Origin of the sequence: uncultured Sunxiuqinia sp., from assembly GCF_947495665.1 — a bacterium.
Classification (GTDB): Bacteria; Bacteroidota; Bacteroidia; order Bacteroidales; family Prolixibacteraceae; genus Sunxiuqinia; species Sunxiuqinia rutila.
In genome coordinates this window covers 1-13,223 of the sequence record NZ_CANLZV010000024.1, presented here as the reverse complement: position 1 = coordinate 13,223, position 13,223 = coordinate 1, and the positions used below count along the sequence as shown (strand labels likewise).

Below are 13,223 nucleotides of genomic sequence, written 5' to 3'. Positions count from 1 at the left end.
GGTGGAAATGGACATGTTGCGTGCAATGATGGCGACAGAGCTTGGGTGAAGGAAAAGTATCAGATCATTATTCGTATCTTTAAACTCGCAAACTCCTTTTAATGATTGAATGCAATGCCAGACTTGAGCCCGGTAGAACGCGATTTTTTAAAGAAAATTACAGCCATTGTTACGGAGAATATCGGCAATGATCAGTTTGGTGTTTCCGAACTGGCCCGCGAGGCCGGCATGAGTCGTTCCAACTTATTGCGCAAAATCAAGAAATTGACCAACCTTTCGGTCAGCTTGTTTATCCGGCAAATTCGCCTCGAAAAAGCGATGGAGCTGTTAAAGGAAGGATCGTTGACTGTTTCTGAAGTGGCTTTTCAGGTAGGGTTCAGCAGCACGTCTTACTTCGGCAAATGTTTTCACGATCATTATGGTTATCCGCCAGGCGAACAGGCCAATCAGGAAGAGATGCCGCCGCCGGAGCCTCCGGAGGAAGCGCCGCCCGTAAGGAAATCCGGCTGGATGCTGGCAGTGGGAGCGGTGCTTATTCTGGCGGTGCTGGTTATCCTGTTCAAGCCCTTTGCAGCAAAGAATAAGGAGCTGGAAAAGTCCATTGCTGTTTTACCTTTCAAAAATGAAAGCAACGATTCAACCAACATTTACCTGATCAACGGGTTGATGGAATCGATCCTGAATAACCTGCAGAAAATTGAAAACCTGCGGGTGGTTAGCCGGACTTCGGTGGAGAAGTACCGCCATTCTTCCAAATCGATTCCCGAAATTGCCGAAGAATTGGGGGTAAGCTATTTTATTGAAGGCAGCGGGCAAAAGATTGGAGACCAGATTTTGCTTTCGGTGCAGCTCATTGAAGCTCCCAGCGACAAGCATGTGTGGTCTGAACAGTATCAACGGGAAACCAGGGATATTTTCAACCTTCAGCTGGATGTGGCTAAAAGCATCACCCAGGAAATTGAGGTGATCATTACGCCGGAGGAGCAGAAGCGCATCAGCAAACCGCCCACGGACAATTTGGAGGCGTACGATTATTTTCTGAAAGGGCTTGATGAGTTCCACCAGGGCACCCGCGAAGGGCTGGAGCTGGCCATTCCGCTTTTTAAACAAGCCGTGGAACACGACCCGGAGTTTGCGCGAGCCTATGCCGACCTGGCCATTGCCTATTACATGTTGGATGCCTATCAGGCCGAAAAGAACTACGTTGACGAGATTAATGCCTACGCCGACCTGGCCATGTTTTACGACGATCAGCTCAGTCAGTCGTTGCTGGCCAAAGCGTTTTTCTACATCAATACGGGCGAGTATGAACTGGCCATTCCGTACCTCGAGAAAGCTTTGGAGTACAGTCCAAACTCCGCTTTTGTGATCAATACCCTTTCGGACTTTTACACCAGCTACTACCCCAACACGGGGAAATACCTGGAGTATGCCTTGAAAGGGATTCAGATTGATGTTGGCGGCAACGACTCCACGACCACCAGTTTTATCCTGCTTCACCTGAGCAACGCGTTTATTCAATCGGGTTTTGTGGACGAAGCGGAGAAGTACATCAACCAATCGTTGGCTTATTCGCCCGGCAATTTGTACTCGATGTATGTGAAGGCCTATATTCAATATGCCAAAACCGGCAATCTGCCGCAGTTAAAAACCGATTTGCTGGCAGCCCTGGAGCAGGATTCCACGCGTTTTGATATTTTGCAGGAAGTGGCCAAATCCTGTTATTACCTGCGCGATTATGAAAGTGCCTATACCTATTACCGTCGGTTTCTCGATCTTAAAAAGGCCTTGAACCTGGATGTGTACCGTTTTGAGAATGGCAAGATTGCGGTGGTGATGGACAAAATGGGCTTTGCGGAAGAAGCCGCCGAACTAATGCAGGATTATAAAGCGTATGCCGAACAGGATCCGTCGATTTACCGGCCGCTTAGCCTGGCGGTTTACTACGCCTGGCAGGACGATCGTGCCCGGGCCTTGCAATACCTGGAGGAGTTTGCCCGGGAAGACAACTTTCATTACTGGACCATTCTTTTTTTGGATAAAGACCCGCTGGTTGATTCGATTAAGGAATTGCCCGAATTCCGAAAGTTGTTCCGGCAAATGGAACAAAAATTCTGGAACAATCACCAACAGCTTAAGCGCTCGCTGGAAGCCAAAAACCTGCTGTGAGCAAGTAAGGGCTGCGCCAACAAAAAAATCGTTCAGGTTCGTAACACAGAACTGAACGATTTCAAGTGGCATTGGCCTTTGGCCCGTTTCTCCTTAATTATTCACCACTACGCGTGCGGCCCGGTAGCCATTGTAAAAGTTTGGGTCGCGGCGTTTAAAGATTTTCATCACCCGATCCAGCTTTTCGGTCAGCACGAGGTTAATTTCTGAAAAAAGTTGCTCCAGATCCTTGGTGGCCCGAACCGAAGCAATGCGGTAGGCGCGGGGCTGGCCGTTTAGTTCCAGAAACTGATCCATGTCGGCTTTCAAATCTTCAATCTGTTCGGGAGTTACGCCATAGTCGGCCTGAAGGACGGTCAGGTGCTTTTCAGCCTCGCTGATAATGGTGTTAATCTTCGGAATAAAATCGAGGTTTCGCATGTTCTGCAAATCCGAGTACGACTCGCCCATGTTCTTTTCCAGCTCGGTGTCGCCCGAAAGCATACCAAAGGTTTCCAGCACATCGTTCAGGATGTCGGCCTTTTGAGCGATGGTACTTTTCACAATCTTTTTGTTTTTACCCACGAACACCTGAGCGGCTTGTTGAGCTTGTTGGGTCTGATCAATCTGATCATTCAGCAGGTCAAATTCATTCTTGAATTCTCCGATTTTAGCAATCGTCGACCACTTGGTCACATGCGCGTCCAGGTAGTCGCGCACAGCGTTCTGCATTTCTTTCCGGTTAATTTGGTTTCCATTCATAAGTCAGTAAAGTTTGATTATCAACTAATTTAATAAAATTATTTCAAAAAAATCAAGTTTTAAACCCCTTATTTGTTTCAATTCAAACGGAACGTGTTGGTTTAAACAAAATCGTATGGTGTCGATAATGAGTGGAATAGGAATTAATGCCAGCTGAGTTGGTGCCTTTTGATGGCTGCTGAAGGAGTGCTGTTACATACTGAAATATAAACATAAGTCCGACTCATCGAGCAGGCGTTCAGGCGCATCAGGCAGGCGTTCCGACGCATGGAGCAGGCATTTAGCCTTGTCGGGCAGGCGTAAGGGGTCATCAAGCGGCTGTTTGTTGGCATGGAGCACCCAACCAATTGCATTTAGCCGATGTTTCGGAGCATTGCTTGCCTGTTTTGATGCATCGATCTAGGAGTTTTGGGCATTGAGCCAAGCTTGGGCTGTGTTGGGCAGCGGTTTCGAAGCAAAAAGGGCTTGTTCAGGGGAGCGGAGCATGTTTTCAGCAGTAATTTTTGAGCGGTTTACTTATTCGGCTAACATTCGGAATTAATAAAAACTTCATGTTTTACCATCGGCGGTTCTTTGGTCCCTTTGGCTGAAAGTGACAAGAGGAGGTGCTAAAGAAGGGCATACGTTTTATCCCCGACTTTTCACTGGCCGGATTCTGCGGAACATATGACCTCGACAGGTGGGCGCAAGATGCTGCTGAAAGGCTCTTGCAATGGGATTTTTTTCCGAAAATATTGCCCGAATGTTCATCCTCTGGCTGATTACGCGAGATAATTCTTATTTTTAGGCAACCCGAAAACTGGCTTGACGGCCACCGTTTTCAAAAATCTTAACTAACCATGAACATTGAAATTCAACAAATCGCCGAACGATTGAAAGGATTGCGTGATGCCTTGGATTTGTCGGAGGCTGATTGTGCGGCAAGCTGCGACATCACCCTGGAGCAATACCAAACCTACGAAAGTGGACAGGAAGATATTCCTGTTAGTTTCTTATACCGCTTTGCATCCGTTTACAATATGGAGTTAACCACCCTGCTAACGGGCAACGATGCCACCATGCACCGTTATTCCATTACCCGAAAAGGGACAGGCTCGGTGGTTGAGCGTCGAAAAGAATACCAATACCAGGCACTCAATGAAAGTTACATTCATAAGGTGGCTCAGCCCTTTGTGGTAACCGTTGATCCGCATCCGGACAAAGACCCTGGCGAGGGCTATCAGCATCCGGGGCAGGAGTTTAACCTGGTGCTTCAAGGAAAATTACTGATTAAGCTTGGAGGAAAAGAGTTGGTGTTGAATGAAGGCGATTCCATTTGGTTTGATTCGTCGGTTCCGCACTGCATGAAGGCCCTGGATGGAGAAGAAACGAAATTTTTAGCAATGATCTTTAAAACGCAACTATGATATTAAGTGAACGATATTTGAAAAAAGCACAGTTTGAAAACCTGGCCGACTTCACCGGAAACCTGGAAATTCAAGTGCCCGATAACTTTAACTTTGCATACGATGTGGTCGATGAATATGCCCGGCTGGAGCCCGAAAAGCTGGCTTTGGTATGGACCAATGACCAGGGCGGGCATCGGAATTTCAGCTTTGCCGACATGAAGAAGTATACCGACCAAACGGCTGCTTATTTTCAATCGCTCGGAATTGGACGGGGCGATAAGGTTATGCTGATTTTAAAACGTCGTTTTGAGTTTTGGTTTTCCATCATTGCCCTGCATAAGTTAGGCGCGGTTTGTATTCCGGCCACGCACTTGTTGAAAAAGAAAGACCTGGTTTACCGGAACAATTCAGCAGAAATAAAAGCCATTGTAGCCGTTGGCGAAGCGGAAGTGACGGAACAGGTTGATCTGGCGATGGAAGACTCGCCCAGCGTTGAGCATCGCCTGTCGGTGGGGCCACTGGTGCCCGAAGGCTGGCAGGATTTTGCTGCCGGACTGGAGCAGGCGCCTGCCTTTGAACGTCCGGAAGCGGTTTCAAGCAACGACTCCATTTCACTTTTATACTTTACCTCGGGTACCACCGGAAACCCGAAGATGGTGGCCCACGATTTTACCTATCCGCTGGGACACATCACCACGGCTTCGTATTGGCACAAGGTAGAAGAAAATGGCCTGCACCTGACCGTGGCCGACACGGGCTGGGGGAAAGCCGTATGGGGAAAACTGTATGGGCAGTGGCTGGCCGGAGCGGCCGTGTTTGTGTACGATCATGAGAAATTCAATCCGGCGGATATGCTCCAGGTGATTAGTCAGTATAAAATTAACACCTTTTGCGCGCCGCCAACGGTTTACCGCTTTATGATCCGGGAAGATTTTTCAAAGTACGACTTGTCTTCACTTAAATATTGTACAGTAGCGGGCGAACCGCTGAATGCCGAAGTGTACAACCGCTTTTTGAAGTTGACCGGGATTCGCTTGATGGAAGGTTTTGGTCAAACCGAAACGGTGCTGGCCATTGCCACTTTCCCGTGGATGAAACCCAAGCCCGGCTCCATGGGTATTCCAAACCCGACTTATGAAGTGCAGTTGTTGCATCCGGAAAATCGTTTGTGTGAAGATGGTGAAATCGGGGAGATTGTTATCCGAACCGATAAAACGACACCCGTAGGACTTTTTCAGGAGTATTATCGCGACCAGGAACGAACCCAGGCCGTATGGCACGACGGTTTGTATCATACTGGCGATTTGGCCTGGCGCGATGAAGATGGCTATTTCTGGTTTGTTGGCCGGGTGGATGATGTCATCAAAAGCTCCGGCTATCGTATTGGCCCTTTCGAGGTTGAAAGTGCTTTGATGGAACATCCGGCCGTGGTGGAGTGTGCTGTTACGGCCGCTCCGGATGACGTACGTGGTCAGGTGGTGAAAGCCAGTATTGTGCTGGCCCCCGAATATCAGCCGGGCTCAGAAGCTTTGGTCAAAGAGATTCAGAACCATGTGAAACAGACCACAGCTCCGTATAAATATCCACGTATTGTTGAGTTTGTAACGGAATTACCGAAAACCATTTCCGGAAAAATACGTCGGGTGGAGATTCGGGGCGAAGACAAGTAAACGAAACCGATCAAAATAAAAAACGGGAGCCTCATCAGGTTCCCGTTTTTGTTAGCCCTTCTTTTTTATTTATTGAAGTTGAATCAGTACTACGGATTTTGCAGGCAAGTCAATGCTGAGGTTTCCGTTTTTGGGCTTCTTCACATCAAATGTTTGAAGGCTTACTTTCTCTTCCTGATCAAAATCGTTGTAATCATTCATGTTTTTAGCCGTAATAATTTGTCCTGCACAAGTGGAAAACTCCTGTCCGGTAATGGTCAGGGCTACTTGCTCAGCCTGATTGGGGTTGAGGTTGCACAGGGTGATGGAAACGACACCATCCTTGGTGGAAGCCGATCCATGAACCGTGGGAACGGAGCGCCCTTCAAATTCATAGCGGCTTGTTTCCAGGTTCATCGGAATCAAGGTGGCTTCCTGGTGGGCAGCATACATTTTAAATACGTAGTAGGTTGGTGTTAGCACCATCTGCTCGTCTTTGGTCAGAATGACCGATTGCAAAACATTCACCGTTTGGGCAATGTTGGACATTTTGACGCGGTCGGCATGCTGGTTAAAAATATTGAGGTTGATACCGGCCACCAAGGCATCGCGCATCGTATTTTGCTGATACAGGAAACCCGGATTAGTGCCCGGCTCCACATCAAACCAGTTTCCCCATTCGTCAACAATTAAGCCGATTCGTTTTTCCGGGTCGTATTTATCCATGATGGTGGAATGTTTTGTTATAAGTTCATCCATGTTTAAGGTTTTGTCAAGGGTGGTAACCCACTCTTTTTCATTGAAGTCTGTAGCCGACCCCTTGTGGCTCCAATTGTGGGTAATGGTATAGTAGTGTAACGACAGCCCTTGAATGAGATGCTGTTTGTTTTGTGTTTTTTTCATCAACACATCAGTCCAATTATAGTCATAGTCGCTGGCACCACAGGCAATTTTGTAGCTGGCACCTCTGGCGTATGAAGCAAATTGCCGATAGAGGTCGGCATAATATTCGGGAGTCATATCACCGCCACATCCCCAGTTTTCATTGCCAATTCCCCAGTATTTTACTTCCCAGGGTTCTTCGCGTCCGTTTTGTTTCCGCAGATCCGTCATGGGGCTGATGTTCTTTGAGGTGACATATTCGACCCACTCCGAAGCTTCCCGAACCGTTCCCGAACCGACGTTCAGGTTGATGTAAGGCTCAGCTTCAATGAGCTCGCAGAAGTCCAGAAATTCATGGGTGCCAAAGCTGTTGTCCTCCGTAACCCCGCCCCAGTGCACATTAACCATCGAAGGGCGCTCGTGTTGAGGCCCGATGCCGTCTTTCCAGTGGTAGGTGTCGGCAAAGCAGCCCCCCGGCCAGCGCAGCAAGGGGATTTCCATTTCTTTCAAGGCAAAAACTACATCTTCGCGAAATCCTCGGATATTGGGAATCTCGGAATCCTGACCAACATAAATTCCCCCGTAAATGCAACGCCCCAGGTGTTCGGCGAAGTGTCCGTAAATTTCTTTGTTGATTTTGGTTTTGGCCTGGTCAGTGTGCAGGCTGATTTTTGTTTGCGCAAGTGCAGCTGTACTAACCAAAAACAGCAGCATAATAGAAAAGAATAGGTTCATCTTCATGAGTTTAGGTTTTATGGTTGAAATGTTTATCGACTTCGTGTGCTCGTGAAAATTATTAATCTCATTTGAATTTCACTCCTTAGGGCTATGAATCAAACACACCTAAGTTATGAAACTCATTTAAATTCTTTAATTACTGTTTAGTTTAAGAGTTTAAAATACTTTTTAAATTGTTCTTCTGCAAGAGTAATAATTGAATACATATCATTTAATTGCTTTATGTTTTGGATAGTTCGCTTTTGATCAGCTTGATGAAACAAATACATTGGCTTTAGCCGGAATTCTGATTTGGTCTTTCAAGGGAGAGTAACATGACGATTTCAATAGCCGGATGAAAGAATCATTTATGATCTGGAAAGGCTTAGGAGGCCCCTTTATTGAGGTTATTGGAATATGGCTTTGGCTAGATTAAAATGATTATAAATAAGTTTAACAATCGATGATTCTGAGATTTTTTGAAAAAATAGGTTGATTGTTTTAAATGCTCGTAAATAACCCTTTTTAGCAATGGTTTCTTTCCGAATTGAAATGATTTGTCCGCTAAAATGAGTTTTCGAATCAGTTTTGAAATCTCCGGAAGGGCTGTAAGCCTTGATAACTTAGGGGGCTTTGGCTATATTTGCTTCCCTTGCAGAGAAAAAATGGCAACATTTTGTGCTTTGCGCACCAACTTGAAAAAAGGATTGGTTTAAATCTAACATTCAATAAAACTGACAAATTTAAATAAGATGAGAGCTTATAAAATTATTGTTCTTGCCAAGCAGGTACCCGATACCCGTAACGTTGGCAAGGATGCTATGAAAGCTGACGGTACCATTAACCGGGCAGCTTTGCCGGCAATTTTCAATCCGGAAGATTTAAATGCATTGGAGCAGGCGCTTCGCATTAAAGATACATTCCCGGGATCTACAGTTACAATTCTGACAATGGGGCCGGGCCGAGCCGCCGAGATTATCCGCGAAGCCATGTTCCGCGGAGCCGATGGCGGTATTTTATTGACCGACCGGGCTTTTGCAGGTTCTGATACCCTGGCAACTTCCTATGCCATTTCGCAAGCCCTGAAAAAAGTGAAAGACTTTGATATCGTAATCGCTGGTCGTCAGGCTATTGATGGCGATACGGCTCAGGTTGGTCCTCAGGTTGCTGAAAAATTGGGCTTGCCGCAAGTTACCTACGTTGAGGAAATTCAGAAGATCGAGAATGGAAAAGTAGAAATGAAGCGTCGTTTGGAGCGTGGAGTAGAAACGGTTTCCTGTCCGGTTCCTTTAGTGTTGACAGTTAACGGATCGGCTCCTGACTGCCGGGCACGCAATGCGAAATTGATTATGAAGTACAAGCATGCCAAAACGGTAACTGAACTTCAGAATTCAAATGAAGATTATTTACACCTGTATAATGATCGTCCGTACCTGAATATTCCGGAGTGGACGGTAAATGATATTGAAGTGGATCATGCTGAGTTGGGGTTAAGTGGTTCGCCAACAAAAGTAAAAACAGTGGAGAACGTTGTTCTTCAGGCGAAAGAAGCAAAAGTAATTACCTCAGCAGATAGCGACATCAATGATTTGATGCGCGAGTTGATTGAAAGTCACACCATTGGTTAACCCCTAACAGATCAGTTATGAATAGCGTATTTGTATATTGCGAAATAGAAGATGGTCATGTGGCTGAAGTTAGCCAGGAGTTGATGACCAAAGGCCGTTCATTGGCCAACGAGTTAAAATGTAAATTGGAAGCCATTGTTATCGGACACCAGTTGGATGGTATCGAGGAACAAATCTTCCCCTATGGGGTGGATATAGTTCATGTGGCCGATGATAAGCGCTTGTATCCTTATAGTACACTGCCACATACTTCCATCATTGTAAAATTGTTTGAAGAGCAGAAGCCACAAATTGCTTTAATGGGAGCTTCTTCAATTGGTCGTGACTTGGGACCACGCGTTTCTTCAGCCTTGCATAGTGGGTTAACTGCCGACTGTACCAGCCTGGTGATTGGTGACCATTTGGATAAAAAGCAAAACAAAAACTACGAAAACCTGCTTTACCAGATTCGCCCGGCGTTTGGTGGTAACATTATTGCAACCATCATCAATCCGGATTGTCGCCCGCAGATGGCAACCGTTCGCGAAGGGGTGATGAAAAAGGAGATACTTGATCCAAAGTACAAAGGAAAAGTTGTGAAACTGGATGTAGCGAAGTATGTTAGTGATGCCGATTTCCTGGTCGAAATTTTGGAGCGTCACATGGAAAAGAGCAAGGTGAACATGAAAGCGGCTCCGATTGTGGTTGCCGGTGGTTATGGAATGGGTTCGAAAGAGAATTTTCAGCTGCTCTTTGATTTAGCTGAAGTTTTAGGAGGAGAAGTTGGTGCTTCCCGCGCTGCCGTTGATGCTGGCTATGCCGAACATGAGCGTCAGATTGGGCAAACCGGAGTTACTGTACGTCCTAAGTTGTACATTGCTTGCGGAATTTCCGGGCAAATTCAGCACCGTGCGGGTATGGAAGAATCGGCACAGATTATTGCCATCAACACCGATCCGGAGGCGCCCATCAATGCAGTAGCCGATTATGTGATTAACGGCGATGTGGCTACCATCATTCCCAAAATGATTAAGTACTATAAACAAAACACCAAGTAGCGGCAGGTAAAACTTAAACTTTAAAGAAATGGCTAATTATTATACCGATAATAAAGAATTGAAATTCCACTTGGATCATCCGTTGATGGAGAAAATCGTTCGGTTGAAGGAACGGAATTTCGCAGAAAAAGAAGCGTTTGATTTTGCTCCGATGGACCACGAAGACGCGATGGATAACTTCGACAAAGTGTTGGAAGTTGTTGGTGAGATTTGTGGCGATATTGTTGGACCAAATGCTGAATCAATTGATGCCGAAGGACCACAGGTTGTCGATGGACATGTAATTTATGCCCGCGGAACTTCTGAAAACATTGAAGCCTTGAATAAAGCTGGTTTGATGGGGATGTCGTTGCCAAGGAAATATGGCGGTTTGAACTTCCCGATTGTACCTTACATTATGGCTGCCGATGTTGTATCGCGTGCTGATGCGGGTTTTGTGAATATTTGGGGCTTGCAGGATTGTGCTGAAACGATCAATGAATTTGCTTCCGAAGAACAAAAAGAAAAATACCTGACTCGTGTTTGTAATGGCGATACCATGGCGATGGACTTGACCGAGCCCGATGCCGGTTCCGATTTGCAGGCCGTTCAGTTGAAAGCGGTTTACGATGAGAAATCAGGTAAATGGATTTTGAATGGAGTTAAGCGGTTTATTACCAATGGTGATGGTCATATTTCACTGGTTCTTGCCCGTTCTGAGCCTGGTACGAAAGACGGTCGTGGATTGTCTATGTTCATTTACGACAAAAACGACGGAGGCGTAACAGTTCGTCGAATTGAGCACAAAATGGGAATCATTGGTTCGCCTACTTGTGAGTTGGTGTTTAAAGATGCACCGGCCGAGTTGGTGGGCTCTCGCAAAATGGGATTGATTAAATACGTAATGGCTCTGATGAATGGTGCACGTCTGGGAATCGCTGCCCAGTCGGTTGGTGTTTCAGAAGCTGCTTACCGCGAAGCATTAGCTTATGCCAAAGAGCGTGTTCAGTTTGGTAAAGCCATTATGCGCTTCCCGGCTGTGTATGAAATGTTGTCGAATATGAAGGCAAAACTGGACGCTTCGCGCACCTTGTTGTATGAAACAGCTCGTTTTGTAGATGTATATAAAACTTACATGCATATTGCTGAAGAGCGTAAGCTGGAGAAAGAAGAGCGTGATGAGATGAAAAAATATCAGAGACTTGCTGATATTTACACGCCTTTAGTCAAAGGAATGTCCAGCGAATACAGCAATCAGCTGGCTTATGATGCAGTGCAGATTCATGGTGGGTCAGGCTTTATGAAAGATTATCCGGTTGAACGGATTTATCGTGATGCCCGTATTACGTCAATCTACGAAGGAACAACGCAGCTGCAGGTTGTGGCAGCCATTCGCGGGGTGACTACCGGTGCTTACCTGAACCAAATTCGGGTTTATGAAGCTGAGAAAGTGTCTCCGGAACTAGAGCACTTGCGTCGTACCTTGATCATTCTTACTGATGAGTATGAGCAGGCAGTCAATAAAGTACTGGCAACTGAAGATAATGAGTTTATCGATTTCCATGCCCGCCGCTTAGTCGAGATGGCTGGAAATATCATTATGAGTTACCTGCTGGTGTTGGATTCCAATCGGGATGCCATGTTTGCAAAATCAGCTAAAAACTTCATCCGAATTGCAAAAGCTCAGGTGAAAGCTCATGCTGAATTCATCCGTACATCGGATTTAAGCGACTTAGGTTCTTATAAATATGAAATGCAGTAAATAGCATATCTGACAAAATAAAAATGGAGGCTTGTTTTACAGGCCTCCATTTTTTTATTGGGTTTATGTCTTTTTTAAAGAACTCTCAGCGGTTGGGTTTGTGCTTCAATTTGAAATCCATCAGCTCGCGTGCGAGTTTCTGCTCTCTTACCAAGGCATTTTTTCGAAGGTTCTCCAGGTCTTCCTGAACTTCTTCCAGCCGGTTTTTGGTTTCTTTTACCACATGATGGCCTCGCTTGTATAGGGAGAGGATGATTAGCAAAATCGCTGCCAGGCAAATGATTAATCCCCACATAATGGAGTTATAGCTACTTTTGGATACTTCTATGCCAAGTAAGCTGATGCTGTCTTTGGCCTGCTGGCTGGCTGTAAGCTCTTCTTGCAGACTTGTTGTTGCAGCGTTGGCGGCGGTCAAGTCATTTTTTAAAGTATTAATTTCCTGCTGAAGGTTTCTTACTACTTTTTGATATTGGCCAATACTGTCAATGGAGTTTTGCTTGAGTAGGTTGTAGCCGCTAATGCTCATTACCTTATACTCCTCATAAGTGTTTGATTTTTTATACAAGTGCTCAAACTGATCTTTTACGTTAAGCGTATCAAAAGCAGCACTGTATGAGGTTGTTTGAGCAAAAGAAATGGTCGTAAAACTCATTAACAGGCTAAAAGCTACATATTTCAATAAAGATGATTTCATGTTTGTTATTTATTTGTTGTTAAACTGCGTAAATATAAGAAGGTGAATTCAAATTCGACTCGATCTTTTTTAATATAGCAAAAAAATAAGCTAAAAGAAAAACGTAGCCTTCTGGCTTTTAGTATAAAGTCTGCGTTTTATTGGGTGATTGTTGAGGGGATTATTTGGTTACTCCCTGGCAGGCAGTCTATTTCTGTCCGGTTTTTCAAGTAAAAATAGAATGAATCAACGGCTGGTGCTGGCCATAGGGGGAATTTGGTAGAAGGTTGATTGCTGACTTTGGCTTCAGCTTGTACATGCTCTTGTGATAGGGCTGGAGCCATAAGAGAAGAGTTTTGCGGTACCTTACTCTTAGTATATATAGCTAAGGAGAGGCAAATGGGCAGGACGGGGGTGTTTCTTAAAGCGTGTTTTTTGGAAAACGAAGCCAGATCTCTTTGTAATACGATATATATAATAGTGTTTGTTTTTCTAGAGAAGGCCTTTCCATAGCCCCATCAAGAGCAGGCTTCATGAGGCTTCCAGGCTTTTTTAGCGCGGGTCGGAGCGTTTGTTGCAGGAGTAGCTCAACAGGCGG

At 45.5% G+C, this 13,223-nt stretch carries 10 protein-coding genes; 6 read left to right on the top strand and 4 right to left on the bottom strand.

What is annotated here, in order from left to right:
- Window positions 1–114 precede the first annotated feature (114 nt).
- Window positions 115–2,169 carry a helix-turn-helix domain-containing protein gene (locus Q1A18_RS18280; protein WP_299584278.1) on the top strand — a complete coding sequence of 685 codons (2,055 nt, stop codon included), beginning with the start codon at window positions 115–117 and terminating at the stop codon, window positions 2,167–2,169.
- A gap of 93 nt (window positions 2,170–2,262) precedes the next feature.
- Here Q1A18_RS18280 and Q1A18_RS18275 read toward each other — a convergent pair whose 3' ends face one another.
- Both Q1A18_RS18275 and Q1A18_RS18270 read right to left on the bottom strand, forming a co-directional pair.
- The gene (locus tag Q1A18_RS18275) at window positions 2,263–2,910 is read right to left on the bottom strand and encodes a hypothetical protein (protein ID WP_299584275.1); all 648 of its coding nucleotides are present in this window, start codon (window positions 2,908–2,910) and stop codon (window positions 2,263–2,265) included.
- Window positions 2,911–3,053: 143 nt separating this feature from the next.
- Complete coding sequence (locus Q1A18_RS18270) at window positions 3,054–3,263, bottom strand: hypothetical protein (protein WP_299584273.1); 210 nt, start codon at window positions 3,261–3,263, stop codon at window positions 3,054–3,056.
- A gap of 486 nt (window positions 3,264–3,749) precedes the next feature.
- On the opposite strand from Q1A18_RS18270, the gene Q1A18_RS18265 reads away from it, so the two are divergent.
- Window positions 3,750–4,316, top strand: a complete 567-nt coding sequence (locus tag Q1A18_RS18265; RefSeq protein WP_299584270.1) for a cupin domain-containing protein — start codon at window positions 3,750–3,752, stop codon at window positions 4,314–4,316.
- On the top strand, window positions 4,313–5,968 hold the full coding sequence (locus Q1A18_RS18260) for an AMP-binding protein (RefSeq protein ID WP_299584267.1): 1,656 nt from the start codon (window positions 4,313–4,315) through the stop codon (window positions 5,966–5,968). Before Q1A18_RS18265 ends, Q1A18_RS18260 begins: the two co-directional genes overlap by 4 nt.
- Window positions 5,969–6,037: 69 nt before the next feature.
- Here Q1A18_RS18260 and Q1A18_RS18255 read toward each other — a convergent pair whose 3' ends face one another.
- The gene (locus Q1A18_RS18255) at window positions 6,038–7,570 is read right to left on the bottom strand and encodes an alpha-N-arabinofuranosidase (RefSeq protein ID WP_299584264.1); all 1,533 of its coding nucleotides are present in this window, start codon (window positions 7,568–7,570) and stop codon (window positions 6,038–6,040) included.
- 728 nt (window positions 7,571–8,298) lie between these two features.
- Here Q1A18_RS18255 and Q1A18_RS18250 point away from each other — a divergent pair.
- The 3 genes from Q1A18_RS18250 to Q1A18_RS18240 are packed head-to-tail and all read left to right on the top strand — an operon-like array spanning window position 8,299 to window position 11,952.
- The gene (locus Q1A18_RS18250; protein WP_299584261.1) at window positions 8,299–9,174 is read left to right on the top strand and encodes an electron transfer flavoprotein subunit beta/FixA family protein; all 876 of its coding nucleotides are present in this window, start codon (window positions 8,299–8,301) and stop codon (window positions 9,172–9,174) included.
- 17 nt (window positions 9,175–9,191) lie between these two features.
- Complete coding sequence (locus Q1A18_RS18245) at window positions 9,192–10,211, top strand: electron transfer flavoprotein subunit alpha/FixB family protein (protein ID WP_299584258.1); 1,020 nt, start codon at window positions 9,192–9,194, stop codon at window positions 10,209–10,211.
- A 28-nt stretch (window positions 10,212–10,239) separates the two neighbouring features.
- Window positions 10,240–11,952, top strand: a complete 1,713-nt coding sequence (locus tag Q1A18_RS18240) for an acyl-CoA dehydrogenase family protein (protein ID WP_299584255.1) — start codon at window positions 10,240–10,242, stop codon at window positions 11,950–11,952.
- Window positions 11,953–12,037: 85 nt separating this feature from the next.
- Here the strand turns inward: Q1A18_RS18240 and Q1A18_RS18235 are convergent, their stop codons facing one another.
- Window positions 12,038–12,646 (bottom strand): hypothetical protein, encoded by a 609-nt coding sequence (locus Q1A18_RS18235; protein WP_299584252.1) that lies wholly within the window; start codon window positions 12,644–12,646, stop codon window positions 12,038–12,040.
- Window positions 12,647–13,223: the final 577 nt, after the last annotated feature.